12 protein-coding genes, 2 tRNA genes and 3 other RNA genes are annotated in these 17,518 nt (G+C 50.8%); 8 read left to right on the plus strand and 9 right to left on the minus strand.

The window, feature by feature from the left end; all coding sequences use genetic code 11:
* Positions 1–377 precede the first annotated feature (377 nt).
* The 4 genes from G8S19_RS09895 to narI are packed head-to-tail and all read left to right on the plus strand — an operon-like array spanning position 378 to position 7,040.
* Positions 378–4,121, plus strand: coding sequence for a nitrate reductase subunit alpha (locus tag G8S19_RS09895; RefSeq protein ID WP_115601913.1), 3,744 nt, complete (start codon positions 378–380; stop codon positions 4,119–4,121).
* The gene (narH, locus tag G8S19_RS09900; protein WP_101742308.1) at positions 4,118–5,656 is read left to right on the plus strand and encodes a nitrate reductase subunit beta; all 1,539 of its coding nucleotides are present in this window, start codon (positions 4,118–4,120) and stop codon (positions 5,654–5,656) included. Before G8S19_RS09895 ends, narH begins: the two co-directional genes overlap by 4 nt.
* Positions 5,653–6,363, plus strand: coding sequence for a nitrate reductase molybdenum cofactor assembly chaperone (gene narJ / locus G8S19_RS09905; protein ID WP_048211471.1), 711 nt, complete (start codon positions 5,653–5,655; stop codon positions 6,361–6,363). Before narH ends, narJ begins: the two co-directional genes overlap by 4 nt.
* Positions 6,363–7,040 (plus strand): respiratory nitrate reductase subunit gamma, encoded by a 678-nt coding sequence (gene narI / locus G8S19_RS09910; RefSeq protein ID WP_048211472.1) that lies wholly within the window; start codon positions 6,363–6,365, stop codon positions 7,038–7,040. Before narJ ends, narI begins: the two co-directional genes overlap by 1 nt.
* Positions 7,041–7,250: 210 nt before the next feature.
* Here narI and G8S19_RS09915 read toward each other — a convergent pair.
* The 7 genes from G8S19_RS09915 to G8S19_RS09945 all read right to left on the minus strand — a co-directional run bounded on the left by G8S19_RS09915 (position 7,251) and on the right by G8S19_RS09945 (position 9,488).
* Positions 7,251–7,381, minus strand: a non-coding RNA gene (locus G8S19_RS09915) — RtT sRNA.
* Positions 7,382–7,424: 43 nt separating this feature from the next.
* Positions 7,425–7,555, minus strand: a non-coding RNA gene (locus G8S19_RS09920) — RtT sRNA.
* Between the two features lie 43 nt (positions 7,556–7,598).
* A tRNA-Tyr gene (locus G8S19_RS09925) sits at positions 7,599–7,683 on the minus strand.
* Between the two features lie 34 nt (positions 7,684–7,717).
* A non-coding RNA gene (locus G8S19_RS09930) (RtT sRNA) lies at positions 7,718–7,849 on the minus strand.
* Positions 7,850–7,892: 43 nt separating this feature from the next.
* A tRNA-Tyr gene (locus G8S19_RS09935) sits at positions 7,893–7,977 on the minus strand.
* Positions 7,978–8,134: 157 nt separating this feature from the next.
* Positions 8,135–8,977, minus strand: coding sequence for a formyltetrahydrofolate deformylase (purU, locus tag G8S19_RS09940; protein ID WP_005126391.1), 843 nt, complete (start codon positions 8,975–8,977; stop codon positions 8,135–8,137).
* 55 nt (positions 8,978–9,032) lie between these two features.
* The gene (locus G8S19_RS09945) at positions 9,033–9,488 is read right to left on the minus strand and encodes a YchJ family protein (RefSeq protein WP_061068013.1); all 456 of its coding nucleotides are present in this window, start codon (positions 9,486–9,488) and stop codon (positions 9,033–9,035) included.
* A 111-nt stretch (positions 9,489–9,599) separates the two neighbouring features.
* On the opposite strand from G8S19_RS09945, the gene rssA reads away from it, so the two are divergent.
* From rssA to galU, 3 genes are all read left to right on the plus strand, one after another.
* Positions 9,600–10,508 carry a patatin-like phospholipase RssA gene (gene rssA, locus G8S19_RS09950; protein ID WP_048211475.1) on the plus strand — a complete coding sequence of 303 codons (909 nt, stop codon included), beginning with the start codon at positions 9,600–9,602 and terminating at the stop codon, positions 10,506–10,508.
* A 90-nt stretch (positions 10,509–10,598) separates the two neighbouring features.
* Positions 10,599–11,612 carry a two-component system response regulator RssB gene (rssB, locus tag G8S19_RS09955; RefSeq protein WP_061068012.1) on the plus strand — a complete coding sequence of 338 codons (1,014 nt, stop codon included), beginning with the start codon at positions 10,599–10,601 and terminating at the stop codon, positions 11,610–11,612.
* Positions 11,613–11,816: 204 nt separating this feature from the next.
* Positions 11,817–12,725 (plus strand): UTP--glucose-1-phosphate uridylyltransferase GalU, encoded by a 909-nt coding sequence (gene galU / locus G8S19_RS09960; RefSeq protein ID WP_045443617.1) that lies wholly within the window; start codon positions 11,817–11,819, stop codon positions 12,723–12,725.
* Positions 12,726–12,862: 137 nt separating this feature from the next.
* Here galU and hns read toward each other — a convergent pair whose 3' ends face one another.
* On the minus strand, positions 12,863–13,276 hold the full coding sequence (gene hns / locus G8S19_RS09965; protein WP_003020723.1) for a histone-like nucleoid-structuring protein H-NS: 414 nt from the start codon (positions 13,274–13,276) through the stop codon (positions 12,863–12,865).
* A gap of 645 nt (positions 13,277–13,921) precedes the next feature.
* Here hns and tdk point away from each other — a divergent pair.
* The gene (gene tdk, locus G8S19_RS09970; protein ID WP_005126397.1) at positions 13,922–14,539 is read left to right on the plus strand and encodes a thymidine kinase; all 618 of its coding nucleotides are present in this window, start codon (positions 13,922–13,924) and stop codon (positions 14,537–14,539) included.
* 221 nt (positions 14,540–14,760) lie between these two features.
* Here tdk and adhE read toward each other — a convergent pair whose 3' ends face one another.
* A complete protein-coding gene (gene adhE, locus G8S19_RS09975) occupies positions 14,761–17,436 on the minus strand; it encodes a bifunctional acetaldehyde-CoA/alcohol dehydrogenase (protein ID WP_101742304.1) in 2,676 nt (891 codons plus the stop codon).
* Positions 17,437–17,518 lie beyond the last annotated feature (82 nt).

The following is a 17,518-nucleotide window of genomic DNA, read 5'->3' on the forward strand; positions in this document are numbered from 1 at the left end:
TTATCCATTGCGCGGTGTTAGACCGCGCTTTTTTTTGCCTGTAATTAGTTACAACATACTTTTGTATTGTGGCATGACAACAGCCTGTGAGAACGGCGTACGCAATATGCTAAGCAGGGGGGATACCCCTTAATACCCACTTATAAAGAATTTAACATTTGCATGATAAGTGAATTATTTAAAATCCTTTAAATTCAATTCATTACGTTAAATATCAATATCCCACTTTGGGGGTATGTAAAAACCAACCCTCATTTTTCATCCCTGCCTGCCTTGATCGTTATCAATTATCACGTCCTTTCAGAGCGTTACCTTCACCCCCAATCAAGCAATGTCGATTTATCAGAGAGCCGTCAGGCTCCTACAGGAGAAAACCGATGAGTAAATTCCTGGACCGGTTTCGCTACTTCAAACAGAAGGGCGAAACCTTTGCCGATGGGCACGGCCAGCTTCTCAACACCAACAGGGACTGGGAGGACGGATACCGCCAGCGTTGGCAGCATGACAAAGTCGTGCGTTCAACCCACGGCGTAAACTGTACCGGCTCATGCAGCTGGAAAATCTACGTGAAAAATGGTCTGGTAACCTGGGAAACCCAGCAAACTGACTACCCGCGTACTCGTCCTGATCTGCCAAACCACGAACCTCGCGGCTGCCCGCGTGGCGCGAGCTATTCCTGGTATCTCTACAGCGCAAATCGCCTCAAATATCCGCTGATGCGCAAACGTCTGATGAAGATGTGGCGTGAAGCGAAAAGACTGCACAGCGATCCCGTTGACGCCTGGGCCTCCATCATCGAAGACGCCGATAAAGCAAAAAGCTTCAAACAAGCGCGTGGTCGTGGCGGGTTTGTCCGTTCTTCCTGGCAGGAAGTAAACGAACTGATTGCGGCATCTAACGTCTATACCGTGAAAACCTATGGTCCTGACCGCGTTGCTGGTTTCTCACCGATCCCGGCAATGTCGATGGTTTCTTATGCTTCTGGCGCGCGCTACCTGTCGCTGATCGGCGGTACTTGCCTGAGCTTCTACGACTGGTATTGCGACTTACCGCCTGCGTCTCCGCAGACCTGGGGTGAGCAGACAGACGTACCTGAATCTGCTGACTGGTACAACTCCAGTTACATCATCGCCTGGGGTTCTAACGTACCGCAGACCCGTACCCCGGATGCGCACTTCTTCACTGAAGTTCGCTACAAAGGTACCAAAACTGTCGCGATTACGCCGGACTACGCAGAAATCGCCAAGCTTTGCGACCTGTGGCTGGCACCGAAGCAGGGGACCGATGCGGCGATGGCGCTGGCGATGGGCCACGTTATGCTGCGTGAGTTCCATCTCGACAACCCAAGCCAGTACTTTACCGATTACGTGCGCCGTTACACCGACATGCCAATGTTGGTCATGCTTGAAGAGCGTGACGGTTACTATGCCGCTGGGCGTATGCTGCGTGCGGCAGATTTGGTCGATTCTCTGGGCCAGGAAAACAACCCGGAATGGAAAACTGTCGCGATTAACAGCAACGGCGAAATGGTTGCGCCAAACGGTTCAATTGGCTTCCGCTGGGGTGAAAAAGGCAAATGGAACCTGGAGCAGCGTGACGGTACGTCTGGTGCCGAAACCGAACTGCAACTGAGCCTGCTGGGTAGTCAGGATGACATCGCTGAAGTCGGTTTTCCGTACTTCGGTGGCGAAGGAACTGAACACTTCAATAAAGTCGAACTGGAAAACGTTCTGCTGCATAAACTGCCGGTGAAACGACTGCAACTGGCCGATGGCTCTACGGCTCTGGTGACCACCGTTTACGATCTGACCATGGCTAACTACGGCCTTGAGCGTGGTCTGAATGATGAAAACTGCGCGACCAGCTACGATGACGTAAAAGCGTATACCCCGGCGTGGGCAGAAAAAATCACCGGTGTTTCACGTTCTCAAATCGTGCGCATCGCCCGTGAATTTGCAGATAATGCCGACAAGACGCACGGTCGTTCGATGATTATTGTCGGCGCGGGTCTGAACCACTGGTACCACCTCGATATGAACTATCGTGGCCTGATCAACATGCTGATTTTCTGCGGCTGCGTTGGTCAGAGCGGTGGCGGCTGGGCCCACTATGTGGGCCAGGAAAAACTGCGTCCGCAGACAGGCTGGCAGCCGCTAGCGTTTGCCCTCGACTGGCAGCGTCCGGCGCGTCACATGAACAGCACCTCCTACTTCTATAACCACTCCAGCCAGTGGCGCTATGAGACGGTCACCGCGCAGGAACTGCTGTCTCCGCTGGCGGATAAATCCCGCTACAGCGGTCATTTGATTGACTTTAACGTACGCGCCGAGCGTATGGGCTGGTTGCCGTCCGCACCGCAGTTGGGTACTAACCCGCTGTACATTGCGCGTGAGGCGGAAAAAGCTGGGATGACACCCGTCGATTACACCGTTAAATCTCTGAAAGAAGGTTCTATTCGCTTTGCGGCAGAACAACCAGAAAACGGTAAAAACCATCCGCGTAACCTGTTTATTTGGCGTTCTAACCTGCTCGGTTCTTCCGGTAAAGGTCATGAATACATGCTGAAGTACCTGCTGGGTACCGAGCACGGTATTCAGGGGCTGGATTTGGGTAAACAGGGCGGCGTGAAGCCAGAAGAAGTGGAATGGCAGGACAACGGGCTGGACGGCAAACTGGATCTGGTGGTGACGCTGGACTTCCGTCTGTCGAGCACCTGTCTGTACTCCGACATCGTGCTGCCTACCGCAACCTGGTACGAGAAAGACGATATGAATACTTCGGATATGCATCCGTTTATTCATCCGCTGTCTGCCGCTGTTGACCCGGCCTGGGAATCGAAAAGCGACTGGGAAATCTACAAAGGCATCGCGAAGAAATTCTCTGAAGTCTGCGTAGGCCACCTCGGGAAAGAAACCGACGTGGTGACGCTGCCAATCCAGCACGACTCTGCCGCCGAACTGGCGCAGCCGTTAGACGTGAAGGACTGGAAAAAAGGCGAATGCGACCTGATTCCGGGTGTTACCGCGCCGCACATCATGACCGTTGAGCGTGATTACCCGGCAACTTACGAGCGCTTCACCTCTATCGGTCCGTTGATGGAAAAAATCGGTAACGGTGGTAAAGGGATTGCCTGGAACACCCAGAGTGAAATGGACTTGCTGCGTAAGCTCAATTACACCAAGGCGGAAGGCCCGGCGAAAGGACAGCCTTGTCTAAACACGGCTATTGATGCCGCTGAGATGATCCTCACCCTGGCACCGGAAACAAATGGTCAGGTTGCCGTGAAAGCCTGGGAAGCGCTGAGTGAATTTACCGGACGTGACCATACGCATCTGGCGCTGAACAAAGAAGATGAGAAGATTCGCTTCCGTGATATTCAGGCGCAGCCGCGCAAAATTATCTCCAGCCCGACCTGGTCAGGTCTGGAAGATGAACATGTGTCTTATAACGCCGGTTATACCAACGTTCACGAGCTGATCCCTTGGCGCACGCTTTCTGGTCGCCAGCAGTTGTATCAGGATCATCAGTGGATGCGCGACTTCGGTGAAAGCCTGCTGGTTTATCGTCCGCCAATCGACACCCGTTCGGTGAAAGAGGTGATGGGCGAGAAGTCTAACGGTAATCCGGAAAAAGCGCTCAACTTCCTGACGCCGCACCAGAAATGGGGTATCCACTCCACCTACAGCGACAACTTGCTGATGCTGACGCTGGGACGCGGTGGTCCGATCGTGTGGATGAGTGAAGTTGATGCGAAAGAACTGGGTATCGAAGATAACGACTGGATCGAAGTTTTCAACAGCAACGGTGCCTTAACCGCCCGTGCCGTTGTCAGCCAACGTGTGCCGGCCGGGATGACCATGATGTACCACGCGCAGGAACGTATTGTGAACCTGCCAGGTTCAGAAATTACCCAGCAGCGTGGCGGGATCCATAACTCGGTAACGCGTATTACGCCGAAACCGACCCACATGATCGGCGGCTATGCACATCTGGCCTACGGCTTTAACTACTACGGCACCGTAGGGTCGAACCGTGATGAGTTCGTTGTGGTACGTAAGATGAAGAACATTGACTGGTTGGATGGTGAAGGCAATGACCAGGTACAGGAGAGCGTAAAATGAAAATTCGTTCACAAGTCGGCATGGTGCTGAATCTCGATAAGTGCATCGGTTGCCACACCTGTTCAGTAACCTGCAAAAACGTCTGGACCAGCCGTGAAGGTGCCGAATATGCCTGGTTCAATAACGTTGAAACGAAGCCAGGTACGGGGTTCCCGACTGACTGGGAAAACCAGGAAAAATGGAAGGGCGGTTGGATCCGTAAAATCAACGGCAAGCTGGTGCCGCGCATGGGTAACAAAGCGCTGCTGCTGGGTAAAATCTTTGCTAACCCGCATCTGCCGGGCATTGATGATTACTACGAGCCGTTTGATTTCGACTACCAGACGCTGCACAACGCACCTGCTGATAGCAAGGCGCAGCCGATCGCCCGTCCGCGCTCGCTGATTACCGGTCAGCGTATGGACAAAATCACCAAAGGTCCGAACTGGGAAGATGACCTGGGCGGCGAGTTCGAGAAACTGGCGAAAGACCAGAACTTCGAAAATATACAGAAGGCGATGTACGGCCAGTTCGAAAACACCTTCATGATGTATCTGCCCCGTCTGTGCGAGCACTGCCTGAACCCGGCGTGCGTGGCGACCTGCCCAAGTGGCGCCATCTACAAACGTGAAGAAGATGGCATCGTGCTGATTGACCAGGACAAGTGCCGTGGCTGGCGTATGTGTATCACCGGTTGCCCGTATAAGAAGATCTACTTCAACTGGAAGAGCGGGAAATCTGAGAAGTGCATTTTCTGCTATCCGCGTATCGAAGCCGGTCAGCCGACAGTTTGCTCTGAAACCTGCGTAGGTCGTATTCGTTATCTCGGCGTGCTGCTGTATGACGCAGATGCGATTGAAAGCGCGGCAAGCACCGAGAACGAGAAAGATCTGTATCAGAGTCAGCTGGACGTATTCCTCGATCCAAACGATCCAGCGGTGATTGAACAGGCACTGAAAGATGGCATTCCGCTGAGTGTAATCGACGCGGCCCAGCAGTCTCCGGTATACAAAATGGCGATGGACTGGAAGCTGGCGCTGCCGCTGCATCCGGAATACCGCACGTTGCCGATGGTCTGGTATGTGCCACCTTTATCTCCGATTCAGTCCGCTGCTGACGCGGGTGAACTGGGTAGCAACGGTATTCTGCCAGACGTGGACAGCCTGCGTATCCCGGTTCAGTACCTGGCGAACCTGCTGACTGCGGGTGATACCCAGCCGGTACTGCGGGCATTGAAACGTATGCTGGCGATGCGTCACTACAAACGCGCAGAAACCGTAGACGGTAAAGTTGATACCCGCGCGCTGGAAGAAGTCGGGCTGACCGAAGCTCAGGCACAAGAGATGTATCGTTACCTGGCGATTGCTAACTATGAAGATCGTTTTGTGATCCCGAGCAGCCATCGCGAACTGGCGCGTGAAGCATTCCCGGAGAAGAGCGGTTGTGGTTTCACCTTTGGTGATGGTTGCCACGGTTCTGATACTAAATTCAATCTGTTCAACAGTCGCCGCATCGATGCTGTCGATGTGACCAGCAAAACGGAGCCGCACCAATGATTGAACTCGTCATTGTTTCGCGTCTGCTCGAGTACCCGGATGCTGCCTTGTGGCAGCATCAGCAGGAACTTTTCGATGCACTCGCGTCATCTGAAAACCTGGACAAAGAGGATGCCCAGACTCTGGGCGTTTTCCTGCGCGATTTAACTGCGCAGGACATGCTGGATGCACAGGCAAGCTATAGCGAACTGTTCGACCGTGGTCGTGCGACTTCGCTACTGCTGTTTGAACATGTTCACGGTGAATCCCGCGATCGTGGACAGGCGATGGTTGACCTGATGGCGCAGTATGAGCAGCACGGGCTACAACTCGATAGCCGCGAATTGCCAGATCACTTGCCGCTGTATCTGGAGTACCTCGCACAGTTGCCAAAAAGCGAAGCGTTAGGTGGCTTGCAGGATATCGCCCCGATTCTGGCGCTGCTCAGTGCGCGTCTGCAACAGCGCGAAAGCCGTTACGCGGTGCTGTTCGATCTGCTGTTAAAACTGGCGAATACCGCTATCGACGGTGACAAAGTGGCCGAAAAAATTGCGGATGAAGTTCGTGACGACACGCCGCAGGCACTGGATGCTGTTTGGGAAGAAGAGCAGGTGAAATTCTTTGCCGACCAGGGATGTGGTGAGTCTGAAATTTCTGCTCACCAGCGTCGTTTTGCCGGGGCCGTTGCGCCGCAGTACCTGAACATCACCACCGGAGGACAGAACTAATGCACTTCCTGAATACGTTCTTCTTTGACATCTATCCGTATATTGCGGGTTCTGTCTTTCTGATTGGCAGCTGGTTACGTTACGACTACGGTCAGTATACCTGGCGTGCGGCTTCCAGCCAGATGCTGGATCGCAAAGGGATGAACCTTGCGTCAAACCTGTTTCACATTGGGATCCTTGGCATCTTCGCGGGTCATTTCCTGGGGATGCTGACGCCACACTGGATGTACGAAGCGTGGTTACCGCTTGAAGTGAAGCAAAAGATGGCGATGTTTGCCGGTGGTGCCAGTGGTGTGATGTGCCTGGTGGGGGGCGTACTGCTGCTGAAACGTCGTCTGTTTAGTCCACGCGTGCGTGCAACGACCACGGGAGCCGACATTCTGGTGTTGTCTGTTCTGGTTATCCAGTGTGCACTGGGCCTGCTGACCATTCCGTTCTCCGCCCAGCATATGGACGGTAGCGAAATGATGAAGCTGGTGAACTGGGCACAATCAGTGGTGACCTTCCATGGCGGAGCGTCTCAGTATCTGGATGGCGTCGCATTTATTTTCCGTGTGCACCTTGTGCTGGGTATGACGCTGTTCCTGTTGTTCCCATTCTCGCGTCTGGTACATATCTGGAGCGTGCCAGTCGAGTATCTGACACGTAAATATCAGATTGTGCGCGCCCGTCATTAATTTCGCGTTGTAACGCACCAAACCCCGCTACGGCGGGGTTTTTTGTATTCTGCACGCCGGATGGCGGCGTAACCGCCTTATCCAGCCTACACAGACGTCAGTTCTCTGTAGGCCTGATAAGCGTAGCGCCTCAGGCAAATTGCTGGCACGTATTGAGGGCAGAATATGGGGTATTGCAGATGGACTTGGTGTTGGTGATATATGAAGTAATGGTGGTGGGGGAAGGATGACTCAGCGCTGTGCGCTTCGCCCTTCGGGTCGTTGCCTGCGGCAACGCTTTCTCGCTACGCTCGAATCGAACCTTAGTCGAAGCTTCTCATCCTTCCCGACTTGTTAGAATATAAGGCATTGAGATATGATTTAGTAAAGTCTTACAAGAGAAGATGGTGGTGGGGGAAGGATGACTCAGCGCTGTGCGCTTCGCCCTTCGGGTCGTTGCCTGCGGCAACGCTTTCTCGCTACGCTCGAATCGAACCTTAGTCGAAGCTTCTCATCCTTCCCGACTGGGTAGAATATAAGGCATTGAGATATGATTTAGTGAAGTCTTACAGGAGATGATGGTGGTGGGGGAAGGATTCGAACCTTCGAAGTCGATGACGGCAGATTTACAGTCTGCTCCCTTTGGCCGCTCGGGAACCCCACCAGGGGTAATTCAAATTGTAGGTAAAGCTTGAGGATGGTGGTGGGGGAAGGATTATTCGTCGCTTCGCTCCTCACCCTTCGGGCCGTTGCCGCTGGCAACGTTCTCTCGCTTTCGCTCGAGTCGAACCTTAATCGAAGATTCTCACCCTTCCCAGTAAGTGCAAACTTCAGCATAGCTTATTGGGGTTACTACATCACTGTAGTGAATAATGGTGGTGGGGGAAGGATTCGAACCTTCGAAGTCGATGACGGCAGATTTACAGTCTGCTCCCTTTGGCCGCTCGGGAACCCCACCACGGGGTAATGCTATGTTACTGGCCTGCTTCCTTTGTAAGCGGGGCGCATCATATCAAATGATGCGCCCCTGTAAAGCATTCCGTTGATAAAAAAGAACTGGTTGCCTGATTTTTACGCGTAAAGATGTAAAGGTAACCAATAAAATTATCAATCGATTACAGAATAATCGTTCGGTTACCGTAAACAAAGACACGCTGCGCGAGAACCTGATAAAGCGCGCGGCTTAATACGTTTTTTTCAACGTCACGACCGGCACGCATCATATCCTCTGCGGTATAGGTATGATCCACATGAATCACGTCCTGCATGATGATCGGACCTTCATCGAGGTTATCATTTACATAGTGAGCCGTCGCACCGATGATCTTCACTCCGCGCTCATAAGCCTGATGGTACGGGCGAGCACCAATAAACGCTGGCAGGAATGAGTGGTGGATATTGATAATCTTATTCGGGAAGCGAGAAACAAATGTCGGCGTCAGGACACGCATATATTTTGCCAGCACGACATAGTCTGGCTGATGTGCGTCGATAGCATCGGCCATTTTCTGGTCATGTTCGTCACGCGTTAATCCTTCGTGGCTGACCAGCTCAAAAGGAATATCAAAACGCTCAACCAGGGAACGTAGCGTGTCGTGGTTGCCGATAACCGCAGCAATTTCAACATCCAGTCCGCCGTAATTGGCCTTCATTAACAGATCGCCCAAACAGTGGGCTTCTTTGGTGACTAAAATAACGATGCGGCGCCGTCCCGCAGGCGTAAGCTCGCGAATGGAACCTTCTGGTAGCGCGCTGTCCAGATCGGTCAGCAGTGTGACATCGTTAAAAATGCCTTCCAGCTCGGTGCGCATGAAAAAACGCCCGGTACGGTGGTCCACGAACTCATTGTTTTGCACGATGTTCAGTTCGTGCTTGTAACAGATGTTAGTAATGCGCGCGATCAGACCTTTTTGGTCCGGGCAAATTGTACGCAGCACTTTTCGTTGTAATGAATGCATTTGCAGCGGAGATCCTGTTGAGAATGTTTGCATAATTGATACTGTCGGGCGTTGATTAGCCGCAGCACTTTTTAAATTTTTTACCGGAGCCACAAGGGCAGGTATCGTTTCGTCCAATTTGCGGGCGTGTACCATCGATATAGTACCACTGACCGTTTTCTTTTAAAAAACGAGAGCGTTCGATAATTGCGCCTGTTTTTCCCTGTTCAGAAAACCGTGCGACAAAACTGACATAGCCGATATTGTCGGTTTCTGCCGTCTGCTGTTCAAAAACGGTCAGTCCCAGCCATTCGGTATGGGTAAATCCTGCAATAATGTCATCCCGGAAATCGGCGGCATGACAATCTGGATGCCAGGTTTTGATGAGGTAATCTGCGTCTTTCATCACAAAAGCACAGTAGCGAGAACGCATGAGATGTGACGGCGTAGGTGCTACTTGTGCACCGGACACATAACGGTAGCAACATAGGCTATACTCGACAGCGCTACCACAGGGACAAAGCTGAGACACAAAGTACTCCCTGGAATAAAAAAACGGCGTAAAAACGCCAGGGTGGCACTATGTTAACTGAGCCGTGGCGATGTTGCTACGTCTGCAAGCCAGGGGAAGTCTGTAGGTATAATGAGAAAAATAAAAATTGGGCTGGCGCTAGGTTCCGGCGCAGCACGCGGCTGGTCGCATATTGGTGTGATCAAAGCCCTGAAACACATGGGCATTGATATTGATATTGTGGCAGGGTGTTCCATTGGCTCACTGGTCGGAGCCGCCTACGCATGTAACAAACTCCCCGCGCTTGAACAGTGGGTTTGCTCCTTCAGTTACTGGGATGTTTTACGCCTGATGGATCTCTCGTGGCGCAGGGGCGGATTATTGCGCGGCGAACGGGTATTCAATCAGTATCGGAATGTCATGCCGGTAGAATCTATCGAACAATGCTCACGTCGTTTTGCTACTGTCGCAACCAATCTAAGTACGGGCCGTGAACTCTGGTTTACCGAAGGTGATTTGCATCTTGCCGTCCGTGCCTCCTGCAGTATTCCTGGCCTGATGTCACCTGTGGCGCATAATGGTTATTGGCTGGTTGATGGCGCGGTGGTGAACCCTGTACCCGTCTCCCTGACGCGTGCGTTGGGGGCCGATATCGTTATTGCAGTCGACCTGCAACATGATGCGCACCTGATGCAACAGGATCTGCTCTCCTTCAACGTCAATAGTGAAACCGAATCGAACGATGATGATGAGCTGTCATGGCATGCCCGCCTGAAAGAACGTTTGAGCAACATTACGGCCCGGCGTGCAGTCACGGCACCTACGGCGATGGAGATCATGACGACCTCGATTCAGGTTCTGGAAAACCGTCTCAAGCGCAACCGTATGGCTGGAGATCCACCTGATATTCTGATTCAGCCGTTTTGTCCGCAAATATCTACGCTGGATTTCCATCGCGCCAGTGCTGCTATTGCTGCCGGGCAGTTAGCGGTCGAGAAGAAAATGGATGAGCTTCTGCCCCTGGTAAAAACCAACGTTTAACGCATTTTTCATCAACACTTAAGCAAATTCTGACAGGCGTGAGTTGCAATAGCATGCCACTATTTACTAAAGCCAGTCAGGGGGGAGAATATGACGCAGCCATTGGTCGGAAAACAGATTCTTATCGTTGAAGATGAGCCGGTATTTCGCTCGCTTCTGGATTCATGGTTTTCCTCTTTGGGAGCGACAACAGCAGTAGCGGGAGACGGGCTTGATGCGCTGGAGTTACTGGGGCGCTTCACCCCCGACCTGATGATTTGCGATCTCGCTATGCCGAGAATGAACGGCCTTAAACTGGTTGAGTATCTGCGTAATCGTGGCGATCAGACGCCTATTCTGGTGATCTCCGCAACGGAAAATATGGCCGATATTGCCAAAGCATTACGACTCGGTGTGGATGATGTTCTTTTAAAGCCCGTGAAGGACCTTAACCGCCTGCGAGAAACCGTTTTTGCGTGTCTTTATCCCAATATGTTTAATTCTCGTGTGGAAGAAGAAGAGCGGCTGTTTCGCGACTGGGATGCGATGGTGGGCGATCCTGCAGCTGCTGCAAAACTGTTGCAAGAATTGCAGCCCCCAGTGTCGCAGGTCATCTCGCATTGTCGGGTTAACTACCGCCAGTTGGTCGCCGCCGATCAGCCAGGGCTGGTTCTGGATATTGCGCCGCTCTCAGACCATGATCTCGCGTTTTATTGTCTGGATGTGACAAGGGCCGGGGATAATGGCGTCCTGGCGGCATTACTACTGCGTGCGCTATTTAACGGTTTGCTACAGGAACAGTTGGCACATCAAAATCAACGATTGCCGGAGTTGGGTGCGTTATTGAAGCAGGTGAATCATTTACTGCGTCAGGCTAATTTACCAGGACAGTTTCCTTTGCTGGTGGGCTATTATCACAGCGGATTAAAAAACCTGATTTTGGTATCAGCAGGGCTGAATGCGACATTAAATACAGGTTCACATAATGTACAAATCAGTAATGGTGTTCCGCTGGGCACCTTAGGTAATGCGTATCTTAATCAACTGAGCCAGCGTAGTGAGTCCTGGCAATGCCAAATCTGGGGGGCAGGCGGTCGTTTGCGCCTGATGTTGTCTGCGGAATGAACAATTGACAGGTAGGTGAATCAAATTGGCTCACCTCCCTCACGCGGCGAGTGCTACTATCAGCGCCAGATTTATACGTATTTATCTTAATTATACCGACGCGCGTCCTTTTCAGACCTGAAGCTTACTGCGGTACTGATATACTCGGATGCGAAACAGATTGATGAACATGTTCAATACATGAACAGTCCAGGAGAGTTTTAAATGGCTGCCCTTAATTCAAAAGTCAAAAAGGCCGTTATCCCGGTTGCGGGATTAGGAACCAGGATGTTACCGGCTACGAAGGCAATCCCGAAAGAGATGCTACCGTTGGTTGATAAGCCATTAATTCAGTACGTCGTGAACGAATGTATTGCTGCGGGCATCACTGAAATTGTACTCGTGACTCACTCGTCTAAAAATTCAATTGAAAACCACTTTGATACCAGCTTTGAACTTGAAGCGATGCTTGAAAAGCGCGTAAAACGTCAGCTTCTGGAAGAAGTGCAATCTATTTGCCCTCCGCATGTCACTATTATGCAGGTGCGTCAGGGGTTGGCAAAAGGTCTGGGGCACGCGGTATTGTGTGCCCATCCGGTTGTTGGCGATGAACCCGTTGCGGTCATCCTGCCGGACGTTATTCTTGACGAATACGAATCTGATTTATCCCGTGACAACCTTGCTGAAATGATCCACCGTTTTGATGAAACAGGCAGCAGCCAGATTATGGTGGAGCCTGTAGCAGACGTAACGGCTTATGGCGTTGTTGATTGCAAGGGCGTTGAATTAACGCCTGGTGAAAGCGTACCGATGGTTGGCGTGGTAGAAAAACCGAAAGCAGACGTTGCGCCATCTAATCTGGCCGTTGTGGGGCGTTATGTTCTCAGTGCGGATATCTGGCCTCTGCTGGCAAAAACACCTCCGGGAGCAGGTGATGAAATTCAGCTGACCGATGCTATCGATATGCTGATCGAAAAAGAAACGGTAGAAGCCTATCACATGAAGGGTAAAAGCCATGACTGTGGTAATAAGCTGGGCTATATGCAGGCGTTTGTTGAATATGGTATTCGCCATAATACGCTTGGCGCTGAATTTAAAGCGTGGCTTGAAGATGAGATGGGTATTAAGAAGTAACCTCGCGGTATTATAAGGACAGAACGGCGCTGCTAATCCAGCGCCGTTTTTTTATACCTAATTTGGGTAGGGCGATGTGCGAAGTACGGGTAAAAAAATCCCGCCAGTGGCGGGATTTTAAGCAAACTATTTCTGAATTATTCCTTGATCAGGAAATCGTCCAGTTGTTTACCTTGTTCTTCCATCGCTTTTTTGATCACAGCCGGTGTACGACCCTGGCCAGTCCAGGTTTTAGTTTCACCGTTTTCGTCAACGTAGCTATATTTAGCCGGACGCGCTGCGCGTTTAGCTTTGGTACCGGACTTAACCGCTGCCATGCTATTCAGCAGTTCGTTCGGATCAATACCATCAGCAATCAGCATTTCACGATATTGTTGCAGTTTACGAGTACGCTCTTCAACTTCAGCAGCCGCAGCGCTTTCTTCTTCGCGACGCTCGCTAACTACAACTTCTAATTTTTCCAGCATTTCTTCAAGCGTTTCCAGAGTACATTCTCTCGCCTGCGCACGAAGAGTACGGATGTTGTTCAGAATTTTAAGTGCTTCGCTCATTGTAGTAATCTCAAACTTATATTGGGGGTGGTTTGTTGAGCTAATAATAGAGCGATAAATTCAGTTGTGCAATAGCCAGGAATGTAAGGAATTCAAAATTGCTCTTTATTTAGTGTCTGTATTAATTGTTCTGTCTTAATTTTACGACGATGCCGGGCATAAAAAAGGCTTATTGGTATGCGGGCTTCATGGCAGCAGCGAGTAAAAATTCAAGATTCAGGTCACATTTCATGGTGTACAAATAGTATCTCTTTGCAGTGATTTCAACCTTTTGTATTAGTTTTGCTTACGGGAATCCCCTATTACAAGGTGGCTATCGTTAGATGCAATAACAATAAGGGCAGGGTTTCTTTATTGCGCGGTGATGATAAGTGACGTTGATGAATTTCAGGAGCACTATTTGTGAAAGAATGTGTATATACTCATCATACTTCAGGTTGTTTGTGCTTTGGCAGCGGACTTTCACTCTATCGTACACTTGAGAAAGTACTCAAGGACACTTCCGCGCAGCGGGGTATTTAGACGAAACAGGGCGATGTTCGCACGTTCTTTTATACATCCCGGATGTCACGCTGCACCGACATGTTTGTGAAATATGATACAATCCTGCCCATATTTATTTTCCCCGGTGAGGGCCGATACACAATGGCACAGCTTTATTTTTACTATTCTGCAATGAATGCAGGCAAGTCGACGGCATTGCTGCAATCTTCATACAATTATCAGGAACGTGGGATGCGTGCCGTTGTATATACAGCGGAAATTGATGACCGTTTTGGCGCGGGAAAAGTAAGTTCACGTATAGGCCTGTCGTCACCTGCAAAATTGTTTAACCAAAATTCATCATTGTTCGAGGAGATTCGTGCGGAGAATGCGCAGCAACGAATTCACTGCGTGCTGGTTGATGAGTCTCAGTTTCTGACGCGACAGCAGGTTTATGAATTATCAGAGGTTGTTGATCAACTGGATATTCCCGTGTTGTGTTATGGCTTACGCACTGATTTTCGTGGTGAACTCTTCGGTGGTAGCGAATACCTGCTTGCATGGTCAGATAAGCTGGTTGAATTAAAAACTATTTGTTTCTGTGGCCGTAAGGCCAGCATGGTATTACGCCTTGATCAGGCCGGAAGGCCTTATAACGAAGGAGAGCAGGTCGTTATAGGCGGAAATGAACGCTATGTATCGGTGTGCCGCAAGCATTATAAGGAAGCACAGTCTGAAGGCTCTCTGACGGCCATTCAGGAACGTCACAGCCACGATTAACCCTCTGTTCTCCTGCTGAGTTAAAATCGCAGGGTAGGCCTCTGTTTTAGCCAGAAGCGATACCCTGCGTATTGCCTTCTGGTGCCACTTTCACACCTATTTCCCTTACGCCTTTTCACCTCGGTGGCTGGCGTCTGCATAGTCTGATTTTCGCTGAGTATGGCAAAAAAAAACGGCCCCAAAGGGCCGTTTATGAAGATACTAAAACTTATGTGAGTGCATTAAGCGGATTTTTTCGCTTTTTTCTCAGCTTTAGGCGCTGCTGGCTCAGTTTTAGCAGCAGTTTCACCTTCGCTATACTCACGACCGTAGTACGTATCCAGCAGGATCTGTTTGAGTTCAGAAATCAGCGGGTAACGCGGGTTAGCACCGGTGCACTGGTCGTCAAACGCATCTTCGGACAGTTTGTCGACGTGTGCCAGGAAGTCAGCTTCCTGAACGCCAGCTTCACGGATAGATTTAGGAATACCCAGTTCAGCTTTGATTTCTTCCAGCCATGCCAGCAGTTTCTGGATTTTAGCCGCAGTACGGTCGCCCGGTGCGCTTAAACCCAGATGGTCTGCGATTTCGGCGTAGCGACGACGTGCTTGCGGACGATCATACTGGCTGAAAGCAGTCTGTTTAGTCGGATTGTCGTTCGCGTTATAACGAATGACGTTGCTGATCAGCAGGGCGTTCGCCAGACCGTGAGGAATGTGGAACTGAGAACCCAGCTTGTGCGCCATTGAGTGACATACACCCAGGAAGGCGTTAGCAAACGCAATACCGGCGATGGTTGCGGCACTGTGAACACGCTCACGCGCTACCGGGTTCTTAGAACCTTCATGGTAGGACGCAGGCAGGTTTTCTTTCAGCAGTTTCAGCGCTTGCAGAGCCTGACCGTCAGAGAATTCAGATGCCAGTACGGAAACGTAAGCTTCCAGAGCGTGAGTCACCGCATCCAGACCACCGAATGCACACAGTGATTTCGGCATATCCATAACCAGGTTGGCATCGACAATTGCCATGTCTGGGGTCAATGCGTAGTCAGCCAGCGGGTATTTCTGACCCGTTGCATCGTCGGTAACAACCGCAAACGGAGTCACTTCAGAACCAGTACCGGAAGTGGTAGTGACGGCGATCATTTTCGCTTTCACGCCCATTTTCGGGAACTTATAGATACGTTTACGGATGTCCATAAAGCGCAGCGCCAGCTCTTCGAAATGGGTTTCCGGATGTTCGTACATCACCCACATGATTTTCGCGGCGTCCATCGGGGAACCACCGCCCAGTGCGATGATAACGTCAGGCTTGAAGGAGTTAGCCAGCTCAGCACCTTTACGAACAACGGTCAGAGTCGGGTCAGCTTCAACTTCAAAGAACACTTCGGTTTCAACGCCGGCTGCTTTCAGAACGGAGGTGATCTGGTCTGCATAACCGTTGTTAAACAGGAAGCGGTCGGTAACGATCAGCGCACGTTTGTGACCATCGGTAATCACTTCATCCAGTGCGATTGGCAGTGAGCCACGACGGAAGTAGATAGATTTCGGAAGTTTGTGCCACAACATGTTTTCAGCTCGCTTAGCAACGGTTTTCTTGTTGATCAGGTGCTTAGGACCAACGTTTTCAGAGATGGAGTTACCACCCCAGGAACCACAACCCAGAGTCAGGGAAGGTGCGAGCTTAAAGTTGTACAGGTCGCCGATACCACCCTGTGAAGCCGGGGTGTTAATCAGGATACGCGCAGTTTTCATCATCTGACCGAAGTAAGCAACGCGCTCTGGTTGGTTGTCCTGGTCAGTGTACAGGCAAGAAGTGTGGCCGATACCACCCATCGCAACCAGTTTCTCTGCTTTGTCTACCGCATCTTCGAAATCTTTCGCACGGTACATCGCCAGCGTCGGGGACAGTTTTTCGTGAGCAAACGGCTCGCTTTCATCAACAACTTTCACTTCACCGATCAGGATCTTAGTTGTTTCCGGAACCGAGAAGCCTGCCAGTTCAGCAATTTTATATGCCGGCTGACCAACGATAGCGGCGTTCAGTGCGCCATTTTTCAGGATAACGTCCTGAACAGCTTTCAGCTCTTTACCCTGCAGCATGTAGCCGCCGTGGCTAGCGAAACGTTCACGAACTGCATCGTATACAGAGTCAACAACAACAACGGACTGTTCAGAAGCACAGATTACGCCGTTATCGAAGGTTTTAGACATCAGAACAGAAGCAACTGCGCGCTTAATATCCGCAGTTTCGTCAATAACAACCGGGGTGTTACCTGCACCTACACCGATTGCTGGTTTACCGGAGCTGTATGCTGCTTTAACCATGCCTGGACCGCCGGTCGCAAGGATTAGGTTGATGTCCGGGTGATGCATCAGAGCATTAGACAGTTCAACGGAAGGTTGATCGATCCAGCCGATCAGATCTTTCGGTGCGCCAGCAGCGATAGCAGCCTGCAGAACGATGTCAGCCGCTTTGTTAGTGGCATCTTTAGCACGCGGATGTGGAGAGAAGATGATGGCGTTACGCGTCTTCAGGCTGATCAGCGATTTGAAGATAGCAGTAGATGTCGGGTTAGTGGTCGGAACGATACCGCAGATGATACCAATCGGTTCAGCGATGGTGATAGTACCGAAAGTGTCGTCTTCAGACAGGACACCACAGGTCTTTTCATCTTTATAAGCGTTGTAAATGTATTCGGAAGCAAAGTGGTTTTTGATCACTTTGTCTTCGACGATGCCCATGCCGGATTCGGCAACGGCCATTTTCGCGAGAGGGATTCGAGCGTCTGCGGCTGCCAGAGCGGCGGCGCGGAAGATTTTGTCAACCTGTTCTTGAGTGAAACTGGCATATTCACGCTGGGCTTTTTTTACGCGCTCTACAAGTGCGTTAAGTTCAGCGACATTAGTAACAGCCATAATGCTCTCCTGATAATGTTAAACTTTTTTAGTAAATCATCTGCTCGATACGAGAGTATAGACAGACCGACGAAAAATTGTA

Source organism: Citrobacter sp. SX206 (assembly GCF_024181025.1).
GTDB classification, from domain to species: Bacteria; Pseudomonadota; Gammaproteobacteria; order Enterobacterales; family Enterobacteriaceae; genus Citrobacter; species Citrobacter youngae.